This window comes from Pseudomonas aylmerensis (genome assembly GCF_001702265.1).
Classification (GTDB): domain Bacteria; phylum Pseudomonadota; class Gammaproteobacteria; order Pseudomonadales; family Pseudomonadaceae; genus Aquipseudomonas; species Aquipseudomonas aylmerensis.
The window spans coordinates 109,623-134,393 of the sequence record NZ_MAUE01000021.1; the positions used below are offsets into that span (position 1 = coordinate 109,623).

At 62.0% G+C, this 24,771-nt stretch carries 21 protein-coding genes; 6 read left to right on the top strand and 15 right to left on the bottom strand.

The window, feature by feature from the left end; translation table 11 throughout:
* Positions 1 to 13: 13 nt before the first annotated feature.
* The 8 genes from fdhA to BBG20_RS15010 form a co-directional block, all read right to left on the bottom strand.
* Positions 14 to 1,213: a formaldehyde dehydrogenase, glutathione-independent gene (gene fdhA, locus BBG20_RS14975; protein WP_034116135.1), complete on the bottom strand. Its 1,200-nt coding sequence runs from the start codon at positions 1,211 to 1,213 to the stop codon at positions 14 to 16.
* Positions 1,214 to 1,407: 194 nt separating this feature from the next.
* A complete protein-coding gene (gene purU / locus BBG20_RS14980) occupies positions 1,408 to 2,265 on the bottom strand; it encodes a formyltetrahydrofolate deformylase (RefSeq protein ID WP_005792124.1) in 858 nt (285 codons plus the stop codon).
* 125 nt (positions 2,266 to 2,390) lie between these two features.
* The gene (locus BBG20_RS14985) at positions 2,391 to 3,023 is read right to left on the bottom strand and encodes a sarcosine oxidase subunit gamma (RefSeq protein ID WP_065904762.1); all 633 of its coding nucleotides are present in this window, start codon (positions 3,021 to 3,023) and stop codon (positions 2,391 to 2,393) included.
* 132 nt (positions 3,024 to 3,155) lie between these two features.
* On the bottom strand, positions 3,156 to 6,173 hold the full coding sequence (locus tag BBG20_RS14990) for a sarcosine oxidase subunit alpha (RefSeq protein WP_065904764.1): 3,018 nt from the start codon (positions 6,171 to 6,173) through the stop codon (positions 3,156 to 3,158).
* Positions 6,170 to 6,472 carry a sarcosine oxidase subunit delta gene (locus BBG20_RS14995; RefSeq protein WP_065904766.1) on the bottom strand — a complete coding sequence of 101 codons (303 nt, stop codon included), beginning with the start codon at positions 6,470 to 6,472 and terminating at the stop codon, positions 6,170 to 6,172. Before BBG20_RS14995 ends, BBG20_RS14990 begins: the two co-directional genes overlap by 4 nt.
* A 15-nt stretch (positions 6,473 to 6,487) precedes the next feature.
* Positions 6,488 to 7,738 carry a sarcosine oxidase subunit beta gene (locus BBG20_RS15000; protein ID WP_003209185.1) on the bottom strand — a complete coding sequence of 417 codons (1,251 nt, stop codon included), beginning with the start codon at positions 7,736 to 7,738 and terminating at the stop codon, positions 6,488 to 6,490.
* Positions 7,739 to 7,760: 22 nt separating this feature from the next.
* Positions 7,761 to 9,014, bottom strand: a complete 1,254-nt coding sequence (gene glyA / locus BBG20_RS15005; protein ID WP_065904767.1) for a serine hydroxymethyltransferase — start codon at positions 9,012 to 9,014, stop codon at positions 7,761 to 7,763.
* A gap of 236 nt (positions 9,015 to 9,250) precedes the next feature.
* On the bottom strand, positions 9,251 to 9,979 hold the full coding sequence (locus tag BBG20_RS15010) for a TraX family protein (RefSeq protein ID WP_065904768.1): 729 nt from the start codon (positions 9,977 to 9,979) through the stop codon (positions 9,251 to 9,253).
* Between the two features lie 90 nt (positions 9,980 to 10,069).
* Between BBG20_RS15010 and BBG20_RS15015 the strand changes: the two genes are divergently transcribed.
* From BBG20_RS15015 to BBG20_RS15025, 3 genes are all read left to right on the top strand, one after another.
* Positions 10,070 to 11,110: a threonine aldolase family protein gene (locus BBG20_RS15015; protein ID WP_065904769.1), complete on the top strand. Its 1,041-nt coding sequence runs from the start codon at positions 10,070 to 10,072 to the stop codon at positions 11,108 to 11,110.
* Positions 11,111 to 11,304: 194 nt separating this feature from the next.
* A complete protein-coding gene (locus tag BBG20_RS15020) occupies positions 11,305 to 11,505 on the top strand; it encodes a hypothetical protein (protein WP_065904771.1) in 201 nt (66 codons plus the stop codon).
* 88 nt (positions 11,506 to 11,593) lie between these two features.
* Entirely contained in the window at positions 11,594 to 12,127 is a 534-nt protein-coding gene (locus tag BBG20_RS15025; protein ID WP_065904773.1) for an REP-associated tyrosine transposase, read from the top strand.
* Between the two features lie 113 nt (positions 12,128 to 12,240).
* Here BBG20_RS15025 and gbcB read toward each other — a convergent pair whose 3' ends face one another.
* Complete coding sequence (gene gbcB / locus BBG20_RS15030; RefSeq protein WP_065904775.1) at positions 12,241 to 13,341, bottom strand: glycine-betaine demethylase subunit GbcB; 1,101 nt, start codon at positions 13,339 to 13,341, stop codon at positions 12,241 to 12,243.
* A 282-nt stretch (positions 13,342 to 13,623) separates the two neighbouring features.
* Here gbcB and gbcA point away from each other — a divergent pair, with 282 nt between their 5' ends.
* A complete protein-coding gene (gene gbcA / locus BBG20_RS15035) occupies positions 13,624 to 14,919 on the top strand; it encodes a glycine-betaine demethylase subunit GbcA (protein ID WP_065904777.1) in 1,296 nt (431 codons plus the stop codon).
* A gap of 893 nt (positions 14,920 to 15,812) precedes the next feature.
* On the opposite strand, the gene etfB is transcribed toward gbcA, so the two are convergent.
* From etfB to BBG20_RS15065, 6 genes are all read right to left on the bottom strand, one after another.
* Positions 15,813 to 16,583, bottom strand: a complete 771-nt coding sequence (gene etfB / locus BBG20_RS15040; protein ID WP_065904779.1) for an electron transfer flavoprotein subunit beta — start codon at positions 16,581 to 16,583, stop codon at positions 15,813 to 15,815.
* A gap of 10 nt (positions 16,584 to 16,593) precedes the next feature.
* Positions 16,594 to 17,814, bottom strand: coding sequence for an electron transfer flavoprotein subunit alpha (gene etfA, locus BBG20_RS15045; protein ID WP_065904781.1), 1,221 nt, complete (start codon positions 17,812 to 17,814; stop codon positions 16,594 to 16,596).
* A complete protein-coding gene (gene dgcB, locus BBG20_RS15050; RefSeq protein ID WP_065904783.1) occupies positions 17,814 to 19,754 on the bottom strand; it encodes a dimethylglycine demethylation protein DgcB in 1,941 nt (646 codons plus the stop codon). The genes etfA and dgcB overlap by 1 nt, the downstream gene beginning before the upstream one ends.
* Positions 19,755 to 19,803: 49 nt before the next feature.
* Positions 19,804 to 21,864, bottom strand: coding sequence for a dimethylglycine demethylation protein DgcA (gene dgcA, locus BBG20_RS15055; protein WP_065904785.1), 2,061 nt, complete (start codon positions 21,862 to 21,864; stop codon positions 19,804 to 19,806).
* Between the two features lie 16 nt (positions 21,865 to 21,880).
* Positions 21,881 to 22,411 (bottom strand): DUF5943 domain-containing protein, encoded by a 531-nt coding sequence (locus tag BBG20_RS15060; RefSeq protein WP_065904787.1) that lies wholly within the window; start codon positions 22,409 to 22,411, stop codon positions 21,881 to 21,883.
* Positions 22,412 to 22,624: 213 nt separating this feature from the next.
* Positions 22,625 to 23,602, bottom strand: a complete 978-nt coding sequence (locus tag BBG20_RS15065) for a dipeptidase (protein WP_065904789.1) — start codon at positions 23,600 to 23,602, stop codon at positions 22,625 to 22,627.
* Between the two features lie 218 nt (positions 23,603 to 23,820).
* Between BBG20_RS15065 and BBG20_RS15070 the strand changes: the two genes are divergently transcribed.
* Complete coding sequence (locus BBG20_RS15070) at positions 23,821 to 24,222, top strand: lysozyme inhibitor LprI family protein (protein ID WP_034109800.1); 402 nt, start codon at positions 23,821 to 23,823, stop codon at positions 24,220 to 24,222.
* Positions 24,223 to 24,263: 41 nt separating this feature from the next.
* The gene (locus BBG20_RS15075) at positions 24,264 to 24,680 is read left to right on the top strand and encodes a DUF3010 family protein (RefSeq protein WP_065904790.1); all 417 of its coding nucleotides are present in this window, start codon (positions 24,264 to 24,266) and stop codon (positions 24,678 to 24,680) included.
* The last annotated feature ends 91 nt before the right edge of the window (positions 24,681 to 24,771 follow it).

Genomic DNA, 24,771 nt, shown 5'->3' on the forward strand with positions numbered 1-24,771 from the left:
TCGCCCTTTTTTATTACGCCGCGCTGAACAACTTGTGCGGATCGATCACAAATTTCTTCGGCACACCCGCATCGAACTCGCCGTATCCACGCGGTGCATCATCCAGGCTGATCACCTGCACGCCGACGATCTCGGCAATGTTGATACGGTCCCACATGATCGCCTGCATCAGCTGGCGGTTGTACTTCATCACCGGCGTCTGCCCGGTGTGGAAGCTGTGGGATTTGGCCCAGCCCAGGCCGAAGCGAATGCTCAGGCTGCCCATTTTCGCGGCGGCGTCGACGGCGCCCGGGTCTTCGGTCACGTAGAGGCCGGGGATACCGATCTTGCCCGCCACGCGCACCACGCCCATCAGCGAGTTGAGCACGGTGGCCGGGGCCTCCGCCTTGGCGCCTTCATGACCGTGGCCACGGGCTTCGAAGCCTACGGCGTCGACGGCGCAGTCCACTTCCGGCTCGCCCAGCAGCGCGGCGATCTGTTCGTGCAGCGGGGTGTCCTTGGACAGGTCGGCAATCTCAAACCCCTGGGCCTTGGCGTGGGCCAGGCGGATCGGGTTGACGTCACCGATAATCACCACCGCCGCGCCCAGCAGGCGTGCCGAGGCCGCTGCAGCCAGGCCGACCGGGCCAGCGCCGGCGATGTAGACGGTGCTGCCAGGGCCGACACCGGCCGTCACGGCGCCGTGGTAACCGGTAGGCAGGATGTCGGAGAGGCAGGTCAGGTCGCGGATTTTCTCCATGGCCTTGTCGCGGTCCGGCAGTTTCAGCAGGTTGAAATCGGCGTACGGCACCAGCACGTACTCGGCCTGGCCGCCGGTCCAGTCGCCCATGTCGACATAGCCATAGGCGCCCCCCGCACGTGCCGGGTTGACGGTCAGGCAGACGCCGGTGTGTTGCTCCTTGCAGGATCGGCAGCGGCCGCACGCCACGTTGAAGGGGACGGAGACCAGGTCACCGATCTTGAGGTTTTCGACGTCGCTGCCCTTCTCGATCACTTCGCCGGTGATCTCGTGACCGAGCACCAGGCCGGTCTGGGCGGTGGTGCGGCCGCGCACCATGTGTTGGTCGGAGCCGCAGATGTTGGTGGAGACCACGCGCAGGATGACGCCGTGCTCGATCTTCCTGCCACGGGGGTCCTGCATTTTGGGATAGTCGATTTTCTGTACTTCGACCTTGCCGTTGCCGAGATACACGACACCACGATTACCAGACATGCTTTCACCTCGCTGTTGTTTTTATGGAACCGCGTTGCCCAGGCAGGCAGCGCGTTTAAGTGCTCGGGTACAGATGCTGTTTTTGCGTTGTTGCTGATGGCCCTTTCGCGAGCAAGCCCGCTCCCACATTCGACCGGGTTCCACCTTTGGAATGCGGTCGAATGTGGGAGCTGGCTTGCCTGCGAAGGCGTCCGTCAGAGCACCACCGTGCGATTGGCGTTCAAGAACACCCGCCGCTCAATGTGATACCCCACTGCCCGGGCCAGGGTCAGGCCTTCGATATCGCGCCCCTTGGCAATCAAATCCTCCGGATAGTGGCTGTGATCCACCACCTCCACACCCTGGGCGATGATCGGGCCTTCATCCAGGTCGTTGTTGATGTAATGCGCCGTGGCGCCGACCAATTTCACGCCCTTGTTGTAGGCCTGGTGATAGGGCTTGGCGCCCTTGAATCCCGGCAGCAACGAGTGATGGATATTGATCGCCTTGCCATCCAGCTTGCGGCACAGCTCCGGCGACAGCACTTGCATGTAGCGCGCAAGGATCACCAGCTCTGCCCCTGTGTCTTCCACCACTTGCCACACCTGCCGCTCCTGGGACGGTTTGTCATTGGGGTCGAGGGGGAAATGGTAGTAGGGAATCTGGTGCCAGTCGGCCAAAGGTTTGAGATCGGGGTGATTGGAGACCACCGCGACCACATCCATCGACAGCTGGCCGATGCGTTGGCGGTACAGCAGGTCATTCAGGCAGTGATCGGCCTTGGAGACCATGATCACCACTTTTGGCCGGTAGTTCGGCGCCGTCAGCTCGAAGATCATGCCAAAGGCTTCACCGCGCGTGGCCAGGCCATCGCGGAAAGCCTGCTCGTCAAAGCCGTCGGGCTGGCGGAATTCCACGCGGATAAAAAATCGGCCCGAGAGGCGGTCATCGAACGAATGGTGCTCGGTGACGTAGCACCCCTGCTCGAACAGATAGCGAGTGACCGCGTCCACCGTGCCGAGCACGCTGGGGCAGTCGGCGGTCAAAATCCATGTATCGGGTGCGCGGCTCATAGTGCATGACTCCTTGATCGTTCCCACGTTCTGCGTGGGCATGCCGCCATGGACGCTCTGCGTCCGCTCTTGGGACGCAGGGCGCCCCGGGATGCATTCCCACGCGGAGCGCGGGAACGATCATGTCAGGCTTGAACGTTGAGGCCGAATTCGGCCGAGGCATCCTGCAGCCACAACCACCAGTAGTCCGAGAAGCTGCGACGAATCACCAGCTCCCAGGTGTCTTCAGCGGTATGGCGGATCACCAGTTGCGACTTGGCGAACACCGTGCCCACCGCCTTGCCCACCGGGAAATTGTTGGGGTGTACGTCGTAGCTGGTGGACTTCATCAGCACGTCGCGCACATTCGGGCCGCTGAGCTCGAGGATCTGCTGGCCGCCGCTGACGTTGACGATCTGGATATGCAACTCGCCCAGCGCCTCGCGCAAACTTTTCTCGGCGGCGAACTCTTCACCGCTCGGCACGACCAGTAGCCACTCATCCGGGCCGAGCCATTGCAGGCTGGTTTCGCCATTGACGATCACTTGCAGGGCGCCAGGCAACTCGATGCCCAGGGCCTTGTGCACGCCGGCGGCGAAGGCGGCATCGTGGCCATCGCCACGGATGGTCAGGTGGCCGAGGAGTTTCTTTTCACGCACGGTCACGCCGGCATTCTTGCGGCCCTTGCCGACCAGGCTGGCGAGGTCGGCATGGTGCAGCGACGACTCGGCCTTGGCGCCGGTGGTGGGGCGTTGTTGGTAAACATTGGCTGCTGTCATAAAGCACCTGTGTTGAATTTGATCGTTCCCACGCTCTGCGTGGGAATGCCGCCATGGACGCTCTGCGTCCGCTCTTTGGGCGCAGAGCGCCCCGGGATGCATTCCCACGCGGAGCGTGGGAACGATCAGGTGTCAGATGTTCTGGCGCTCGCCTTTCGGGTCAAAGAACACCGAAGACACGATCTCCGCCTCGATCACGCTGCCGTCGGCCTGCGGCGAAAACACCCGCTCGCCGATGCGCTTCAAGCCGCCCTTCACCACCGCCATCGCAAACGAATAACCCAGCGAGTTGTGCGCATAACTTGAGGTGACGTGGCCAACCATCTTCATCGGGATCGTCTGCTTCGGATCGAACACCAGTTGCGCGCCTTCCGGCAGCCACACGTTCGGATCGATCGGCTTCAAGCCCACCAGTTGCTTGCGCTCTTCGCGCACGCAGTCTTCACGGTTCATCCCGCGCCAGCCGATCCAGGAGAACGGCTTGGTGCGACCGACACACCAACCCATGTTCAGGTCGTCCGGGGTCATCGAGCCGTCCGTGTCCTGGCCGACGATGATGAAGCCCTTCTCGGCCCGCAGCACGTGCATGGTCTCGGTGCCGTAGGGCGTGAGGTTGTACTTTTTGCCGGCCTCGACGATTTTCTCCAGCACACCCATCGCATAGTCGGCCTGCACGTTGACTTCGTACGACAGCTCACCGGTAAACGAGATGCGGAACACCCGCGCCGGCACACCGCCGACCAGGCCTTCCTTCCAGGTCATGAACGGGAAGCCGTCCTTGTCCAGGTCGATGTCGGTCACTTCACTCAACAGCTTGCGGCTGTTGGGACCAGACAGGGTCATGGTCGCCCAGTGGTCGGTGACCGAAGTGAAGTAAACCTTGAGGTCTGGCCACTCGGTCTGCTGGTAGATCTCCAGCCACTGCAGCACGCGCGCGGCGCCGCCGGTGGTGGTGGTCATCAGGAAGTGGTTGTCGGCGAGGCAGGCGGTGACGCCGTCGTCGAAGACCATGCCGTCTTCCTTGCACATCAGGCCGTAGCGCGCCTTGCCCACATCGAGCTTGGTCCACGCGTTGGTGTAGATGCGGTTGAGGAACTCACGCGCGTCCGGGCCCTGGATGTCGATCTTGCCGAGGGTGGATGCATCGAGCAGGCCGACACTGTCGCGCACGGCCAGGCACTCGCGCTTCACGGCGGCGTGCAGGTCTTCACCGTTACGCGGGAAGTACCACGGGCGTTTCCACTGGCCGACGTCTTCAAACTCGGCGCCGTTTTTCACGTGCCAGGCCTGCAACGCGGTGTAGCGCACCGGCTCGAAGATGTGCCCACAGTGGCGGCCCGCGACGGCGCCGAAGGTCACCGGCGTGTAGTTGGGACGGAACATGGTGGTGCCCATCTGCGGGATGGTCACGTTCAGCGAACGGGCGGCGATGGCCAGGCCATTGACGTTGCCCAGCTTGCCCTGGTCGGTGCCGAAGCCCAGCGCGGTGTAGCGCTTGACGTGCTCGACCGACTCGAAACCTTCGCGGGTCGCGAGTTCGATGGCGGCGGCGGTGACGTCATTCTGCAAATCCACAAATTGCTTGGGCGCCCGCGCGGTAGCTTTCTCATGGGGCACCTGGAACAACGCCAGTGTCGGCTCTTCCAGACGGCTCAAGGCTTTCGGCAAGGTGCCTTCCACCGGTGCGAAACCGGCGTCGCTGGCCGCGCGCACGCCGCCTTCAAAACCATCCGCCAGGGAATCGCCGAGGCCGTAGACGCCGTTGATACCACCGACGCATACGCGCTTCTGCGGCGCTTCGCCCGGGACGAAACCGAGGATGTCTTCACGCCAGGTCGGCTTGCCGCCCAGGTGCGAAGCCAGGTGGACCACCGGGCTGTAGCCGCCGGAGCTGGCGACCAGGTCGCAGTCCAGCCACTCGCCGGGGCTGGTGACTTTATGCGCCTTGACGTCGATGGCCGCCACGCGGGCGCCGGTCACGTGCTTGCTGCCACGGGCCTCGATCACGGCGCTGCCGGTGAGGATGCGAATGCCTTTGGCGCGGGCCTCTTCCACCAGCGCGCCGCGTGGGTTGTGACGCGCATCGGCCACGGCGACCACTTGCAGGCCAGCGTCGAACCAGTCCAGCGCCACGCGATAGGCGTGGTCGTTGTTGGTCGACAGCACCAGCTTCTTGCCCGGCGCCACGCCGTAGCGGCGCACGTAAGTCGAGACCGCACCGGCGAGCATGTTACCCGGCACGTCGTTGTTGCCGTACACCAGCGGGCGCTCGCACGCGCCGGTCGCCAGCACCACGCGCTTGGCACGCACACGGTGGATACGCTGGCGCACCTGGCCGATCGGGGCACGGTCGCCGAGGTGATCGGTAAGGCGTTCGTGAATGGTCAGGAAGTTATGGTCGTGGTAGCCGTTGACGGTCGCGCGAGGCAGCAGCACCACGTCCGGCAGGGCTTTCAACTCGGCGATGACGCTGGCGACCCACTCGGTGGCCGGCTTGCCGTCGAGGCTCTCGCGCGAATCCAGCAACGAGCCGCCGAACTCTTCCTGCTCGTCGGCGATGATCACGCGGGCACCGCTGCGCGCGGCGGCCAGTGCAGCGGCCAAACCTGCAGGGCCGGCGCCGACAATCAGCACGTCGCAGTGACGGTTCATGTTGTCGTAGGTGTCCGGGTCATTCTCGGTCGGCGAGCGGCCCAGGCCGGCAGCCTTGCGGATGTACTTCTCGTACGTCATCCAGAACGACTGCGGGTACATGAAGGTTTTGTAGTAGAAACCCGGCGGCATCAGCTTGCCGCCGACCTTGCCGAGAATACCCATCATGTCGTTGTTGACGCTCGGCCAGCCATTGGTGCTGGTGGCGACCAGGCCTTGGTACAGCGCCTGTTGGGTAGCGCGCACGTTGGGAATCTGGGTGGCTTCGGTGGCGCCGATCTGCAGCACCGCGTTCGGCTCTTCGGCACCGGCGGCAAAGATGCCGCGCGGGCGGGAATACTTGAAGCTGCGGCCGATGATGTCGACGCCGTTGGCCAGCAAGGCTGCGGCCAGGGTGTCGCCTTCAAAGCCTTTGTAGCTCTGGCCATTGAAGCTGAAGCTCAGCACTTTGTTCCGGTCGATCCGGCCACCGTTGGACAGGCGATTGATCTGGCTCATACCTTCTCTCCAGAAGCCTTGGCGGTGAATTGCGGCTTGGTGCCTATCTTGTAGGTTTCAAGAATTTCGTAGGTCACGGTGTCGCGGGTGGCGTTGAAATACTGGCGGCACCCGGCGGCGTGGATCCACAGCTCGTGGTGCAGGCCACGCGGGTTATCGCGAAAGAACATGTAGTCGCCCCACTCTTCGTCGGTGCAGGCGTTCGGATCCAGCGGGCGCGGGATATGTGCCTGGCCGGACGCGTGGAATTCCTCTTCGGAGCGCAGCTCAAAGCAGTGAGGACAGAAGATATGCAACATAGGGAATTTCTCCTGTTAGTGAGCGACGGCTGCAGCGCCGTGTTCATCGATCAACGCACCGTTGTGGAAACGGTCGATGGAGAAAGGCGCTGCCAGCGGGTGCATTTCACCCTTGGCGAGGCTGGCGGCAAACACGTTGCCTGAGCCAGGCGTGGCCTTGAAGCCACCGGTGCCCCAACCGCAGTTGAAGAACATGTTCGGGACCGGGGTCTTGGAGATGATCGGGCAGGCGTCCGGCGTGGTGTCGACGATGCCGCCCCATTGGCGGTTCATGCGCACGCGCGACAGCACCGGGAACATCTCGACAATGGCCTGGATGGTGTGTTCGATCACCGGGTAAGAGCCGCGCTGGCCGTAGCCGTTGTAGCCGTCGATACCCGCGCCGATCACCAGGTCGCCCTTGTCGGACTGGCTGATGTAGCCGTGCACGGCGTTGGACATGATCACGCTGTCGATGATCGGCTTGATCGGCTCCGACACCAGTGCTTGCAACGGGTGGGATTCGATCGGCAGGCGAAAGCCCGCGAGCGAAGCCATGTGCCCGGAATTACCGGCGGTGACCACGCCGACGCGCTTGGCGCCGATGAAGCCCTTGTTGGTCTCCACGCCGATGCACACGCCGTTTTCCTTGCGGAAACCGATCACTTCGGTCTGCTGGATCAAGTCCACGCCGAGTGCATCAGCGGCGCGGGCAAAGCCCCAGGCCACGGCATCATGACGAGCCACGCCGCCACGCCGTTGCACGGTGGCGCCCATCACCGGGTAGCGGGTATTTTTCGAGCAGTCGAGGTACGGGATCTCATCCGCCACTTGCTTGGCGTTGAGCAGTTCGCCGTCCACGCCGTTGAGGCGGTTGGCACTCACGCGGCGCTCGGAATCTCGGATGTCCTGCAGGGTGTGACACAGGTTGTAGACGCCGCGCTGGGAGAACATCACGTTGTAGTTCAGGTCCTGGGACAAACCTTCCCAGAGCTTCATCGCGTGTTCGTAGAGGTGCGCCGACTCGTCCCACAGGTAGTTGGAACGCACGATTGTGGTGTTGCGCGCGGTGTTACCGCCGCCCAGCCAGCCTTTCTCGACCACGGCCACGTTGGTGATGCCGTGTTCCTTGGCCAGGTAGTAGGCGGTCGCCAGGCCATGCCCGCCCCCGCCGACGATGACCACGTCGTAGACCTTTTTAGGGGTCGGCGTGCGCCACATCTTCTGCCAGTTTTCGTGGTGGCTGAGTGAGTGCTTGAAGAGGCCGAAGCCCGAGTAGCGTTGCATAGTCATTACTCCAAAACCGCGCTCAGCGATAAACCGGGAAATCAGCGCACAGGGCAGACACGTGCTTGGCCACGTTGGCCTCGACGTCGGCGTCGCCGAGGTTGTCGAGGATGTCGCAGATCCAGCCGGCCAGTTCGGTGCACTGCGGCACTTTGAAACCACGCGTGGTCACCGCCGGGGTGCCGATACGCAGGCCCGAGGTCACGAACGGCGACTGCGGGTCATTCGGCACGGCGTTCTTGTTGACGGTGATGTGGGCGCGACCGAGGGCGGCGTCCGCCTCTTTGCCGGTGAGGCCCTGGCGGATCAGGCTGACCAGGAACAAGTGGTTGTCAGTGCCGCCGGACACCACATCGTAGCCCCGCTTGATAAACACCTCGGCCATGGCCTGGGCATTGTCGATGACCTGTTGCTGGTAGGCCTTGAAGCCGGGCTCCAGCGCTTCCTTGAAGCACACGGCCTTGCCGGCGATCACGTGCATCAGCGGGCCGCCCTGGGCGCCGGGGAATACTGCGGAGTTGAGTTTTTTCTCAATCTCTTCGTTGGACTTGGCCAGGATCAAACCGCCGCGCGGGCCGCGCAGGGTCTTGTGGGTGGTGGTGGTGACCACATCAGCGTACGGCAGCGGGTTCGGGTACAGGCCAGCGGCAACCAGGCCGGCGACGTGGGCCATGTCGACGAACAGCAGCGCCCCGACCTTGTCGGCAATCTGGCGAAAACGGGGGAAATCCAGAGTCTTGGAGTACGCGGAGAAACCAGCGACGACCATCTTCGGCTTGTGCTCCACCGCCAGGCGCTCGACTTCGTCGTAGTCGATCAGGCCGGTGTCGGTGTTGATGCCGTATTGCACCGCGTTGTACAGCTTGCCCGAGGACGACACCTTGGCGCCGTGGGTCAGGTGACCGCCGTGGGCCAGGCTCATGCCGAGGATGGTGTCACCGGCGTTCAGCAGCGCCAGGTACACCGCGCTGTTGGCGGACGAGCCGGAGTGCGGCTGCACGTTGGCATAGTCGGCGCCGAACAGCTGCTTGGCGCGCTCGATCGCCAGCACCTCGACCTTGTCCACGTGCTCGCAGCCGCCGTAGTAGCGCTTGCCCGGGTAGCCTTCGGCGTATTTGTTGGTGAGGCCGCTGCCCTGGGCTTCCATCACGCGTTTGCTGGTGTAGTTCTCCGACGCGATCAGCTCGATATGATCTTCCTGGCGCTGCTCCTCGGCATTCATGGCCGCCAGCAGTGCGTCGTCATATCCCTGGATCTGGTCTTTTTTGCTGAACATCGCGTCTCTCCCAGCCTTTCGTATTGTTGAGGCCCTCGCAGGGCCCTTTGATGCGATGGTAGGGCTGGCGCCCGCAGGTCAAATGCCTACGGACGCCACGCAAAGGTGCGTTTACGACATGGCAGGAACAACACAGAACAAATATGGGAGCGGGCTTGTGTGGGAGCTGGCTTGCCTGCGATAGCATCCCCTCGAACGAGGCGTCTGCATCGCAGGCAAGCCAGCGCCCACAAGGATTAGGCGATGATCTTTCGAAGGAGTAGCAACAGCAGGAAATGCGCTGGATAAAGCGCATACGCCCAGCGCCGCATAGCGGGGGGCGACACCTGCCCGGCATGTCGCAACAAGACCAGTCCGGCCAATGGCGCAATCAGGCATGTTGCCAATCCCATTAACGCCACTGGCGTGCCGCTGCTGAGCAGGATCTGCCATTGATTGGCAGCCACGCATACCAGGCCCGGCAATATGCTGAAATACCAGGGCCGGCGGAACACCACGAGCATCGCCAGCGGCAGCACGACGCCAAAGAAACCGAACATGAGTTGGGCCGAAAATACGCCGGCGACAACTAACGCAATCAGCGCCAATCCTCGATCAACCAGCGCCTTCTGCTGCCATCCTCGGGCAACCAGCAGACCCAACGCGAGGGTCGGCAGCACGTTCAAGGTATCGGCATCGTCGATAAACAGACGGTACGGCACTTCACTGATCACACTGAACAGCAGCAGCCAACCCAGGTAGCGCCATTGGCCGGTAACCGGTACGCGGCTCACCCTGTGCAAATTCGCCGCAATCGCCAGGCAAAACCACGGGAACGCCAGGCGCCCCGGTACGTACAGGCCATCCAGGCTCAGCCCGACATAGCGCAGGTGATCAAGCACCATGCACAGCAGCGCCAGCCACTTGAGCAGGTCCAGGGCGCCATCACGGACGCGTCTGACAGGAATCGTTTCAGTGCCGTGCATAATTCCCCAGTGACTTTGCATTTACAGTGCGTGCGCACGCCCGACAATCTTGGTTACAGTGCGCACCAACATCGACCACAGGAATGGGCCATGACCGACAAGAGCCAACAATTCGCCAGCGACAACTATTCGGGCATCTGCCAGGAAGCCTGGGCCGCCATGGAACAAGCCAACCAGGGCCATCAACGCGCCTACGGCGATGATGAATGGACCCATCGCGCCGCCGACGGTTTCCGCAATCTGTTTGAAACCGACTGCGAAGTGTTCTTCGCCTTCAACGGGACTGCAGCCAACTCGCTGGCGCTGTCCTCGTTGTGCCAGAGCTACCATAGCGTGATTTGCTCGGAAACCGCCCACGTCGAAACCGACGAATGTGGCGCACCGGAGTTTTTCTCCAACGGCTCCAAGCTGCTCACCGCGCGCACCGAAAACGGCAAGCTGACCCCGGAATCGATCCGTGAGATCGCCCTCAAGCGCCAGGACATCCACTACCCGAAACCGCGCGTGGTCACCCTGACCCAAGCCACCGAAGTCGGCAGCGTGTACACCCCGGAAGAAATCCGCGCGATCAGCGTTACCTGCAAGGAGCTGGGCCTGAACCTGCACATGGACGGCGCACGCTTCTCCAACGCCTGCGCGTTCCTCGGCTGCTCGCCGGCCGACCTGACCTGGAAAGCCGGGGTCGACGTGCTGTGCTTTGGCGGGACCAAGAACGGCATGGCGGTGGGCGAAGCGATCCTGTTCTTCAACCACAAACTGGCCGAAGACTTCGACTACCGCTGCAAACAGGCCGGCCAGCTGGCGTCGAAAATGCGCTTCCTCTCCGCGCCGTGGGTGGGCCTGCTGGAAAACGACGCCTGGCTCAAACACGCACGCCATGCCAACCACTGCGCGCAGCTGCTGAGCAGCCTGGTGGCAGACATTCCGGGTGTGGAATTGATGTTCCCGGTACAGGCCAACGGCGTGTTCCTGCAACTCTCGGAACCGGCCATCGCCGCACTCACGGCCAAAGGCTGGCGCTTCTACACCTTCATCGGCAAAGGCGGTGCGCGCTTCATGTGTGCGTGGGATACCGAAGAAGAGCGCGTAAGAGAATTGGCTGCGGATATTCGGGAAGTGATGAACGCTTAACGTAGGAAAAAGGCCAGCGAATACTGGCCGAATGCCGAGACTGTTTTTTGATATTTCTGACAGCAGCGAACCCGCTTTTCGTTGACTAGCCTCTTGGAACCCGGAAGGAAAAGGCCGCTGCAGCGACCTCCTTTCGGGTAACACCGCCTGCCGAACAATCGGCCGGAAATGGAACTCCAGCAGAGGACTACACCATGGAATATCAAAACAACACTAACAACCTGCAAGGCGACGGCACCATCAGCACCACCGTCATTGATTGGGATGAGTTTCGCAAATACGCAAAAGTCGGTGACACCATCCGCGAACCATCCAGGACCTTGCGGATCTACGACAAAGTCTACGAATTGACAGCATCAGGCCAGCACTTCGTCGTGCATATCTACGCCCAGTAACCTCTAACTGATCGTTCCCACGCTCTGCGTGGGAATGCAGCCCGTGACGCTCCGCGTCCAGGCCACAGCACGATTCAAGGATGAATTGATGGGCAGAAGTCGTTACACCATTACCGAACCTGAAAAGCCACACTTCCTGACTTTCACCGTCATGGAATGGCTACCGCTATTTACCCGCGACTACCTCGTCGGCCATCTATTGAGCTGCTGGCGCTATCAACAAACCCACGAACATCTCAATCTCTACGGCTACGTAGTCCTCGAAAACCATCTGCACTGCATCGCTCAGGCGTCGGATCTTGGAAGATGCGTCGCTCAATTCAAATCGTTCACAGCCCGAACCATTATCGACGACTTGCATAGCCGAGGAGCTGAACGATTGTTGCAGCGCCTGCGCTTCAGCAAACGAGCCCAAAAGGCAGATCGGGCTTATCAGCTATGGCAGGAGGGCTCACACGCCGAACTGGTGTACAGCGAATCAGTGATGCGCCAAAAGCTTGATTACATTCACCACAACCCGGTAAAGCGCGGCTATGTGGACTTGGCGGAACACTGGCGATATTCCAGTGCCCGCAACTATGCAGGACAAGAAGGTTTGATCGAGATTCAGCGCTGGACCTGATCATTCCCACGCTCTGCGTGGGAATGCAGCCCGTGATGCTCGGTCACACAGCGGGACGCGGAGCGTCCAAGGAGGCGTTCCCACGCGGAGCGTGGGAACGATCAGGATGAGGGTCAGAACTCGATGCGCACATCACCCTTGGGCACACTGCAGCACGACAGGATGTAGCCCTCGGCTTCGTCTTCCTCGGTGATCCCGCCGTTGTGGTCCATCTCGACCTCCCCGTCCAGCTTCATCACTTTGCATGTTCCGCAGATGCCCATGCCGCAGGCCTTGGGGATCAACAGCCCAAGCTTGGCCGCCGCTGCGTGGACGGTTTCGCCAGGCGCCACGCGAATGCTCTTGCCCGAGGCAATGAACTCCACCTGGTGCAGGTCCGCCAGGTCGATTTCCGGTGCCTCGGCCGCTTGTTCGGCTTGCTCCACCGCATCGGCGCGCGCTTCCGGCGGCGTCGCGCCGAAGGATTCCTCGTGGTAGCGCGCCATGTCGAAACCGGCAGCTTCCAGCAGGCGCTTCACTGCGTTCATATAAGGCGTGGGGCCGCAGCAGAATACTTCGCGCTCCAGGAAGTCCGGCACCATCAGCTCGAGCATCTTGTGGTTCAAGTAGCCGCGATAACCGGCCCAGGGTTCGCCCAGCCCGTGTTTCTCGCAGATCAGGTGCAGGCTGAAGTTGTCGATCCGCGACGCCATGTGTTCCAGCTCGCGGTGGTAGATGATGTCCTTGGGCGAACGGGCGCTGTGGATAAACGTCATGTCGACGTTGGCGTTGGTGTCGTAGAACCAGCGCGCCATGGACATCACCGGGGTAATCCCCACGCCACCGCTGAGGTACAGCACTTTCGGGCTCGGGAAGTCGATGGCATTGAACAACCCCACCGGACCGTGCACCGCCAGTTCCTGGCCTTCATGCAGGGTGTCGTGCAGCCAGTTGGACACACGCCCACCCGGCACGCGCTTGATGGTCACCGAGAAGCTGTAAGGCACCGACGGTGAACTGGAAATGGTGTAGGAGCGCATGATCGGCTGGCCGTCGATTTCCAGCTCCAGGGTCACGAACTGGCCCGGCTTGAAAAAGAACAGGATCGGCTGGTCGGCCATGAAGCAGAAGGTGCGCACGTCCCAGGTTTCCTGGATGACTTTGACGCAACGGACGATGTGTCGACCATTGGCCCAGGTCTGGGTGGTGACCGGATTCAGGAAGCTGTTGGACATGCTGTTCTCCGTAGCCGTGTGTCGGCCTGATGGTGGCGATTCTGCGTAACGCGAGAACCACCCATTTACCTATCTGCGACATTCACATACTTATCGCGACCAGCCCCCATACCACGGGGGTTGCGCGTCGGGATCAGAGTGGGCCATGTCGCTCATGGATAAGGTTCAGGGCATCGGCGGCCCCACACTCGCTCCCAACAACGACGCTTTCTTTACGCCTTGCACAGCAACAACCGTAGCCACTTATCCCGGCCACACAGAATGGCCATGAGGACACACACGATGGACGTCACCGCAACCCTGAGCTTGGGCGATCCGCTGGAACCCGCACGCAAGGCCACCGCGCAAATGCTGCAAGAGCGCGAGCGCACCTTCTCGCTGCCGCAGCCGTTCTACTCTGACGAACGGCTGTTCGATATCGACATGCAGGAGATCTTCCAGAAAGAATGGTTGATCGCCGGCATGACCTGCGAAATCCCTACCAAGGGCAACTACCTGACCCTGCAAGTGGGCAAGAACCCGATCATCGTGATCCGTGGCGCCGAAGGCGTGGTGCATGCGTTCCATAACGTGTGCCGCCACCGGGGCTCGCGCCTGTGCACCAGCGACAAGGGCAAGGTCGCCAAACTGGTGTGCCACTACCACCAATGGACCTACGAGCTGGACGGCCGCTTGCTGTTCGCCGGCACCGAGATGGGCGCCGACTTCGATATGAAGCAGTACGGCCTCAAGCCAGTGAACGTGAAGACCGCCGGCGGCTACATCTTCATCAGCCTGGCCGAGAATCCGCCGGCCATCGATGACTTCCTGTCGACGCTCAATCACTACATGGAACCGTACGACATGGAGAACACCAAGGTGGCGGTGCAAACCACCTTGATGGAAAAAGCCAACTGGAAACTGGTGCTGGAAAACAACCGCGAGTGCTACCACTGCAACGCGTCGCACCCGGAGCTGTTGAAAACCCTGCTGGAATGGGACGACGTCACCGACCCGCGCGCCGACCAGGCCTTCAAGGACCACGTCGCCGCCTCGGCCGCCGCCTGGGATGCCGAGAAAATCCCTTACGCCCACGCCAGCTTCGGCCTGCGCAACCGTATCGTGCGCATGCCTTTGCTCAAGGGCACCGTGTCGATGACCCTGGACGGCAAGCAGGGCTGCGCCAAGCTCATGGGCCGCATCAAGAACCCCGACCTGGGCTCGATGCGCATCCTGCACTTGCCGCATTCGTGGAACCACTGCATGGGCGACCACATCATCGTGTTCACCGTGTGGCCGATCAGCGCCCAGGAAACCATGGTCACCACCAAGTGGATCGTGCACAAGGACGCCGTCGAAGGCGTGGACTACGACGTGGAGCGCATGCGCCAGGTGTGGGACGCCACCAACGACCAGGACCGGCGCCTGGCCGAAGAGAACCAGCGCGGCATCAACTCCACGGCCTACCAGCCAGGACCGTACTCGAAGACCTATGAATTTGGCGTGGTGAACTTCGTGGACTGGTACAGCGAGCGCATGCTCAACAACCTGGGGGCGGCGCCCGCGCCTTACCTCAAGGGCGTTGCGGTTCACGAGTAACTGACACACCACAGATAAAAATGTGGGAGCGGGCTTGCTCGCGAAAGCGGTGGATCAGCCGGTAAATTGTACGACTGGCACACCGCTTTCGCGGGCAAGCCCGCTCCCACTTTTAGTCCCACGCAGTGATCAATAATTGATCAATCCCCCTACACCCCTTTACCACTGTGCCTCCAGCCTTTACCCAACAACTTATCCACAAAGCCACCCACAGCAATTGTGGGCAACTGCGCAACCCGTCCAAAATTAACTGAAGAAAATCCGTGACTTATTCAAGCTCACGGTTCCAGAGGTCTATTGATCACTTATTGACCAATCCTTCACACGCCACATAATCCGTGGGCTGTAGCGGTACGCAAACACCTTATCCACAGAAGCACCAACAGACTTTGGGGGCAACTTTGCCAGCGCTGTGGAAAACCGCTTCAAACCTTCATAAACCGGGGTATCCAGGCTCACACAGCCGGTAATACAGCCTAATTGATCATATTTCGATCAACTACCTGAAAGCCCCTGTTTATATGGCCTGCAGCCGATAGCGAACATCTTATCCACAGAAGCGCCAACAGACTTTGGGGGAAAGTCTGTGGACAGAGAGGCGCTGAATAAGAGGAAAACCCAAGGAAAAACCGTCAGTTAGGCTGGTTGTTTTTCATACAGTGGGCTACAGGGCTTGATTTGCAGGGGGTGTGGACAACCGCGAACAGGTTATCCACAGGTGGATCAACAGGGACTGTGGGTAATCCTCCAGGCGCGCCGCAAAAACACCGGCCCAGCCGGCTTTCCTGTGGGAGCGGGCTTGCCCGCGATGCAGGCGACCCGGTCCAGGGCAAGACCGCGATGAGGCCATCGCAGGCAAGCCAGCTCCCACACAGGCCTCGTAATGCCCTGAATCAGCGTACGACGCCTTCTTCGATGAGCAGCTTGAGAATGGCGTGGGCGCCCTCTTCGGCGCTCACGCCCTTGAGTACTTGCCCGCCGCCGCCGCTGGCCTTGGCCGTGGCCGCCTTCATGCGGTCGGCGCCACTCTTGGCCTTGATCACCTTGAGGCGCTTGGGCCGTGGCTTGGCCGGCTGCAACAGCGCGCCGGTGAATAACTCGTCCTGCTCGACCTCAACCTCATGGGCCGCCAGCTCGCCGCGTTGCGCGGGGCCATAGGCGCTTTGTCGTGGCTTGGGCGCGGCGTTATCCACAGTCGCCAGGAACGGCAGGCGTACCTTCAGGCGGCGCCGCTGGCCACGGGGCAAGGCTTGCAGCACGTGGGCCACGCCGCCATCGATGGACTCCACCTGCGCCAGGCCGACAATCAGCGGCCAGCCCAACTGCTCGGCCAGCAGGAACGGCAACATTCCCGAGCCTTCGCCGGTTTCGGCCTGGCTGCCGGTGAGCACCACCTGGGCGCCGGCCTCGCGCAAATAATCACTGAGCACTGGCAAGGCATCAGCGCCGGCCGGTTGTTCGAGCACGTGCAGCTGCGGCAAACCCATGCCCAGGTAGCTGCGCAAGGTCGGCTCGTGGATATCGCCGGCGTGCAGCACCTGCAATTTGTCCCCCGCCATCTGCAGGCCCAACTCGACCGCGCGCGCGTCCTGTTCGGCGCGACGTGGGCGGCCGGAGGTCGGGTGGGCGCCGATGGACACCAGGCTGATTACATTCGTGGTCATGGCCATATCCTTAAGCCGCATCGCGCTTGGCGCCGTTGCGGTATGTCTGCACCGCATCGATCAAGGCTTGCAGAATCGCGGCGCTTTCGCCGATTACCGACAGGTCGGCACGCTTGATCATGTCGCAGCCGGCGTCGAGGTTGATCGCCACCACCTTGTCGCAGGCACCGATGCCTTGCAGGTGTTGGATCGCCCCGGAAATCCCCACGGCCACGTACACCCGCGCCGTCACCCAGGTGCCACTGGCGCCGACCTGGCGATCGCGGGCCATAAAGCCGTCGTCCACCGCCACGCGCGATGCGCCTTCGGTGGCGCCCAATGCAGCGGCGGTCTGGTGGAAGAGCGCCCAGTCCTTCACGCCATTGCCGCCAGAGAAAATGAATTCGGCCTCGGCCATCGGAATCGCTGCCGGGTCCACCGCCACCGCGCCGAGGTCTTCGATGCGCGGCAGGCTGCGCGCCAGGCTTGTGGATAACTCCACGGGCAACACTTCGTGGCGGGTCTCGCTGACCGGCTCGGCGCATTCGGCGGCGGCCAGGATCAGGCGCGGCAGCGGTCGCGCCAAGTCCTCCTGGCCCGCCCCGGCGCGGCCGATGCACTCCTGGCCCTTGATCTGCCACACCCGCGTGGCCGGACGTTCCTTGAGGCTGGCGGCAAAGCGCCGACCCAACTCACCGCCACCGCTGCGACTGTCGGGCAGCAACCAATGGCGCGGGTTGAACTGGTTATCCACAGCACGCAGGCCCTGCACGCGTTGTTCCGGTGCATAACCGTCGAATTCGTGGCCGTCGAGCACGAGCAGGCGATCCACCCCGGCCGTGGCAAAGGCGCTTTCCTTGTGCTCGCCAAACACCACCGCCAGCACCGCGCCGTCACTGCCGGCAAGTTGCCGCGCGAGGCCGAGCAGGTCGCGGTCGTGGCTGCTCAGGCGGCCGCCGACCATGTCCGGCACCACGTTGATGTAGAACGCCGGCGCAGGCACCTGGTGCAGCGGCAACTGCACCTGCACCGCCGTCGTACGCTTGGCCGCGCCGCCCTGCTGGGCGCCGCTGCGGTCGATGCGCTTGATGCCGTTGGGGCCGATGAACCCGACACCGTGGACGTTTTTGCGAATCACACCGTTAGGCCCCATCCAGCTGTGTTGCGCCGGCTGCATCGCTGCATGCAACGGGTGCAGGCGGTTGCGGGCGATCCATTCGGCCCGTGGGTCGCGGCGGATAATGTCGCTCATCAGTGCACCTCCGCAGGTTCGCGTTTCAGGGTCTTGGCCGGTGTGGCGTCTTCAAGCAACGCGTCAGCCACCAGTTCGGCGATGTCCTTGATCATCGGGCGCGGTTCGACCACACCTTCCAGCATCGCAGTGCATTGCGGACAGCCCACGGCGACCAGCTCGGCGCCGGTTTCGCGGATGTCCTCCATGCGCATATCGGGGATACGTTGCTTGCCGGGGATGTCGGTGATCGGCGCACCACCGCCGCCGCCGCAGCAGCGTGAACGGAAGCCCGAGCGTTGCATCTCCTTGACCTCGATGCCCAGCGCGCGCAGCACCTGGCGCGGCGCCTCGTATTCGCCGTTGTAGCGCCCCAGGTAGCACGGGTCGTGATAGGTCACGCTGTTGCCCTTGTGCTGGCCCAGGCTCAGCGCGCCGTCGCCGATCAACTCGGCCATGAAGGTGCTGTGGTGCTGCACCACGTAGTCACCGTTAAAGGCGCCGTACTCATTTTTCAGCACATGGAAACTGTGCGGGTCGCAGGTGACGATGCGCTTGAAGCTGTACTTGGCCAGGGTCTGGATATTGCGCGTGGCCAGCAGTTGGAAGGTGGCTTCATCGCCGAGACGGCGGGCCACGTCGCCGCTGTCGCGCTCTTCGAGGCCGAGCACGGCGAAGTCGACCTTGGCGGCCTTGAGCACTTTGACGAAAGCCCGCAGGGTGCGCTGGTTACGCATGTCGAATGCGCCGTCGCCGACCCAGAACAGCACGTCGGCGCGGCCTTTGTCGCTGAGCAGTGGCAGGTTCAAATCCGCCGCCCAGTTCAGGCGTCCGCCCGGCGCGAAGCCGCCGGGGTTGTCGGTGGCGATCAGGTTTTCCAGGACCTCGGCGCCCTTGTTCGGCGTGGCGCCTTTTTCCAGGGTGAGGTGGCGGCGCATGTCGACGATGGCGTCCACGTGCTCGATCATCATCGGGCACTCTTCCACGCAGGCGCGGCAGGTGGTGCAGGACCACAGGGTCTCGGCATCCACCAGGCCATTGACGATCGGTTGGTGCGGGTTGCCGCTGTGTTCGCCGACAGGCTTGCCGGGATAAGGGCTGCCGGCGAACTTGGCATCGGTGCCGCCCGCCAGGCCGACCACCATGTCCTGGATCAGCTTTTTCGGGTTCAGCGGCTGGCCGGCGGCGAATGCCGGGCACGCGGCCTCGCACTTGCCGCACTGCACGCAGGCGTCGAAGCCGAGCAGTTGGTTCCAGGTGAAATCCTTGGGTTTTTCCACCCCCAATGGCGCGGTCTTGTCGCTGAGGTCCAGCGGCTTCAAGCCGGTGGAGCGACCGCCACCGAAGCGCTCGGCCCGGCGGTGCCAGGCCAGGTGCAGGGCGCCCGCGAAGGCGTGTTTCATCGGGCCGCCCCAGGTCATGCCGAAGAACATTTCGGACACGCCCCACAGCACGCCAAGGCTCAGCAGCACAGCGAGCAGCCAGCCACCGAAGTCCGCAGGCAGGATCCCGGCCACCGGCAACGTCACCAGGAAGAAACTCACCGAAAACGCCATCAGGCTTTTCGGCAGGCGCATCCACGGGCCTTTGGACAGCCGCGCAGGAGGGTTGCGCCGACGCAGGTAGACGAACGTGGCACCGACAAACATCAACACCGAAGCCAGCAGCAAGGCGTAGCCCAGGATGCGGTTATGCAGGCCGAACCCATGCACCAGGATCGCCAGCAGCGCCGAGAGCACAAAGCCCAGGGCGGTGGCGACGTGGGTGTTGGCGATGTATTTGTCACGGGCGACCACGTGGTGCAGGTCGACCATGTAGCGCTTGGGCATGGCCAGCAGGCCGCCCAGCAGGTCGACTTTGGATGCACGGCCACGGCGCCACATGTTCACCCGGCGCAGGGCGCCGAGGACGGCGAGGCCTATCGCTGCGAACAAAAGAACAGGAAGCAAGGTGTTCAACATGGTGAAGCTCCCACATTTTTGACCGAGTCCACATTGGTTCGGTGTTGGGTCAGAAATCCTTGCACAGGCGCAGGGCGTCATAGATCGCGGCGTGGGTATTGCGCTGCGCTACACAGTCACCGATGCGGAACAGCAAGTAACCCTCACCCGCCTCGCTCAAACACGGCTGCGGCTTGATCGCGAACAGGGCTTCGATGTCCATCTGGCCCTTGTTGCGCGAGCCGGCTTTCAACCCGTAATAGAGTTCTTCATCCGGGCGCACGCCGTTCTCGACCACCACCTGGTCGACCACCCGCTCCTCTTTGGCGCCGGTGTATTCGTTCTCCAGCACCGCCACCAGCTTGTCGCCTTCGCGGTAGACCTTTTCCAGCATCATGTCGCCGGTCATGATCACTTCCTTGGGGTACATGCTGCGGTAGTAGGTCGGGAACGACGTACCGCCGACGGCCACGCCCGGCTTGATGTCGTCGGTGACGATCTCGACCTGGCTGCCCTTGTCCGCCAGGAAATCCGCCACCGACATGCCGGTGAATTCGCAGATGGTGTCGTACACCAGCACGTTCTTGCCCGGCGCAACCTTGCCATCGAGCACGTCCCAGCTGCTGACTACCAGGCCTTCGGCTGCGCCCCAGTGTTCGTTCTGTTCCAGGAACGGATGCCCGCCGACGGCCAGCACCACCACATCCGGGCGCAGGTCGAGGATCGCGTCGGCATTCGCCGCCACGCCCAGGCGCAGGTCCACGTTCAGGCGCGCCAACTCCAGCTGGAACCAGCGGGTGATGCCGGCGATCTGGTCGCGTTGCGGGGCTTTGGAAGCGGTAGTGATTTGCCCACCGATAAAATCTTTCTTCTCGAACAGGGTCACGTCGTGGCCCCGTTCTGCAGCCACCCGTGCGGCTTCCATCCCGGCCGGGCCGGCACCGACCACCACGACTTTGCGTTTGGGCCCGGTGGACTTCTCGATGATGTGCGGCACGCCCATGTACTCACGGGACGTCGCAGCGTTCTGGATGCACAGCACATCCAGGCCCTGGTACTGGCGGTCGATGCAGTAGTTGGCGCCGACGCACTGCTTGATCTGGTCGACCTGGCCCATCTTGATCTTGGCGATCAAGTGCGGGTCGGCGATGTGCGCACGGGTCATGCCGACCATGTCGACGTAGCCGCCTTCCAGGATCCGCGTGGCCTGGTTCGGGTCCTTGATGTTCTGCGCGTGCAGCACCGGGGCCTTGACCACTTCCTTGATACCGGCCGCCAGGTGCAGGAACGGCTCCGGTGGATAACTCATGTTGGGGATCACGTTGGCCAGGGTATTGTGGGTGTCGCACCCCGAGCCGACCACACCGATGAAGTCGAGCATGCCGGTGTCGTCGTAATACTTGGCGATCTGCTTCATGTCCTCGTGGGACAGGCCGTCCGGGTGGAATTCATCGCCACACAAACGAATGCCGACGCAGAAATCCGGACCGACTTCCTTACGCACCGCCTTCAACACTTCCAGGCCGAAGCGCATGCGGTTTTCAAAGCTGCCGCCCCATTCGTCGGTACGCTTGTTGACCCGCGGGCTCCAGAACTGGTCGATCATGTGCTGGTGCACCGCCGACAGTTCCACACCGTCCAGGCCACCGGCCTTGGCGCGCGCCGCCGCCGTGGCGTAGTTGCCGATCACGCGCCAGATTTCTTCCGGCTCGATGGTCTTGCAGGTCGCACGGTGCACCGGCTCGCGGATGCCCGAGGGCGACAGCAGGGTCGGCCAATGCTCGCCATCCCAGCGCGAGCGGCGGCCCATGTGGGTAATCTGGATCATGATCTTGGCGCCATGCTTGTGCATGGCATCGGCCAGGTTCTGAAAGTGCGGGATGATGCGGTCGTCGGCCAGGTTCACCGATTTCCACCAGCCTTGCGGGCTGTCGATGGCCACACTGGAAGACCCGCCGCAGATCGCCAGGCCGATCCCGCCCTTGGCTTTCTCTTCGTAGTACTTCACATAGCGGTCGGTGGTCATGCCGCCGTCGGTGGCATACACCTCGGCGTGGGCGGTACTGAGCACGCGGTTGCGAATGGTCAGTTTGCCGATCTGGATCGGCGCGAACATTGCTTCGAAAGCCATGGCAGGGTTCCTCGACTTACAACGGCTTGACGGTGAACAGGCCGTCGTCGTGGCCCTCTTCGGAGCCGCCGTAGACTTGCTCGGCTACCGTGCGAATGCTGCTGCCGCGTGCCTGCAGGATCTGGTCCATCGCGCCGGCAAACCAGCCGGTGAACATGTAGTCGACCTTGCGCCCGACCTTGCCGTACACATAGACAAACGCCGAGTGTTCGAGCTTGACGCTGGCCGTGCCTTTGTCGAGGTCGATGTCCTGGATCTTGAACAGGCCCCAGCCACGTTGCGACAGGCGCTTCATGTAGTGCTCGAACACCGCGACGCCTTCCAGGCCGTGGCATTCGGCTTCTTTTTCACACCAGTGCCAGGCGGATTTGTAGCCGGCCTTGTAGAGGATCTCGGCATAGGCCTCGGCGCCCAGGACTTCTTCGATACCGATGTGGTTGTTGACGAAGAAATGGCGCGGCACGTACAGCATCGGCAGGGCGTCGGAGGTCCAGACACCGGTTTCGCTGTCGACTTCGATAGGCAATTGCGGGGCGATCTTGGCCATGGAAACTTAACTCCAGAAAATTCGTTTTCAGTGCTTAGCAAAGCTTTTGCTTTGCTCTTATAAACAAGCCGTGTGAATGACTTTGGAGCCGTAGCGAGCACGTCGAGAGCAAGGAAGGACCGGAGCGACAAGCGAGGCAGTACGGGACGTACGGCGAGTTTGGCGCGAGGACCTGACGCAGCTATCGGCGAGCGGAGTAGGCTCCGGAGGTATTCACTCGCCCCAAACGTCCTTCAAGACGTTGACCCAGTTCTCGCCCATGATCTTGCGCACCACGCGCTCGCTGTGGCCGCGCTTGAGCAGGGTCTCGGTGAGGTTGGGGAACTCGCCCACGGTGCGAATGCCCAGCGGATTGATGATCTTGCCGAAGCTGGTCAGGCGGCGGGCGTAGCCCTTGTCATGGGTCAGCATTTCGAAGAAATCCTGGCCATGGCCCTGGGTGAAGTCGGTGCCGATGCCGATGGCATCTTCGCCGACGATATTCATGGTGTATTCGATGGCTTCGGCGTAGTCGTCGATCGTCGAATCGATGCCCTTGGCGAGGAACGGCGCAAACATGGTCACGCCGACAAAACCGCCATGGTCGGCAATGAACTTGAGTTCTTCATCGGACTTGTTGCGCGGGTGCTCTTTCAGGCCGGAAGGCAGGCAGTGGGAGTAGCACACCGGCTTTTTCGATTCGAGGATGACTTCTTCGGAAGTCTTGGAGCCGACGTGGGACAGGTCGCACATGATGCCGACGCGGTTCATTTCGGCGACCACCTCGCGCCCGAAGCCCGACAGGCCGCCATCGCGTTCGTAGCAGCCGGTGCCCACCAGGTTCTGGGTGTTGTAGCACATCTGCACCACACCGACGCCGAGCTGCTTGAAGATCTCGACATAGCCCAACTGGTCTTCAAACGCATGGGCGTTCTGGAAGCCGAAGATGATGCCGGTCTTGCCCTGCTCCTTGGCCTTGCGGATGTCAGCGGTGGTTTTCACCGGGATCACCAGGTCGCTGTTCTCGCGGATCAGGGTCTGGCTGGCGACGATATTGTTGATCGTGGCCTGGAACCCTTCCCACACCGACACGGTGCAGTTGGCGGCGGTGAGGCCACCTTTGCGCATGTCCTCGAACAGGTCGCGGTTCCACTTGGCAATAATCAGCCCGTCGATAACGATGCTGTCGGCGTGCAATTCGGCTGGGCTCATCAGGCGTCCCCTTATTGGCGATTCATGCGCCGAATCGTCTGCCGGCGCTTTGGGGCCAGCATATGCCCAGGGCAAACCCGAGCCGGGTGCAAAAACGACAGGGGAATTGCCGAAAGCGTCAATCCGCGACAAAGGCTGTTAAGAGGTGTCTGACTGGCGGCTGTTATTTGTCTTACGCTTGAGCCAGAATTCCGCATCACCTGATATGAGACGGCGCAATGAAATCGATTTTCCTGGCTTTGGCACTCATCGCAACCGGCGTCCACGCGGCCGAAGACACCGACAGCACGCCGTGCGATGGCATCGAAAACGACAAGCAAACCCTGGAATGCGCCACCTACAACAAAACCACCGCCGAACAGCTGCTCAAGGATAACTACCAGGGCCTGCTGGAACGCATGGGTTCGACCTATGGCAGCGACAAGACCAAACTCGCCGACATTACCGCTCGTCTGAAGGATGCCCAGCAAAAGTGGGAAAAACTGCGTGACGCCGACTGCGCCGTGGACACCTTCCCAGCGGTGAACGGGACCAAGGCCTACGCGATTGCGCAAAATGACTGCCTGGCACGGATGAGTGATGAGCGGTCGGAGTTTTTGGAGTCGATCGGGCAGGAATAAGCGACAATCCCCGTCACTTTCCTCTTGAATCAAGGCTACTCATGACTCTCTGCGGCATCGAAATCAAAGGCAGCGAAGCCATCATCGCCGTTGCCTCCCTGGATAACCAGGCGCTGGCCCACATCGCCCTGGCCACCAAGAAAATCGCGCTTGAAGACGACGATGAAGCCGCCAACGTCAAAGCCTTTGCGGCACAGGTGAAGGCGTTCGTGCAGGCCAACGCCATCACCCGGATCGCGATCAAGAAGCGCAGCAAAAAAGGCGAGTTCGCCGGCGGCCCGACCACGTTCAAGATCGAAGGCGTGTTTCAGTTGCTGGAGGGGGTTGAAGTGACGCTGCTGTCGCCGCAGACCATCAATGCACAGAACAAGAAACACAACTTCGAGCTGCCGGCCTCGTTGAACAAGTATCAGCATGAAGCCTATAAGGCGGCGTGTTCGGCCCTGCTGAAGAAATAAGCCACACACCAACCCCCTGTAGGAGCTGGCTTGCCGGCGATGACGGTTTGCCAGACAACCCTGCACTGCCTGATCGACCGCTATCGCAGGC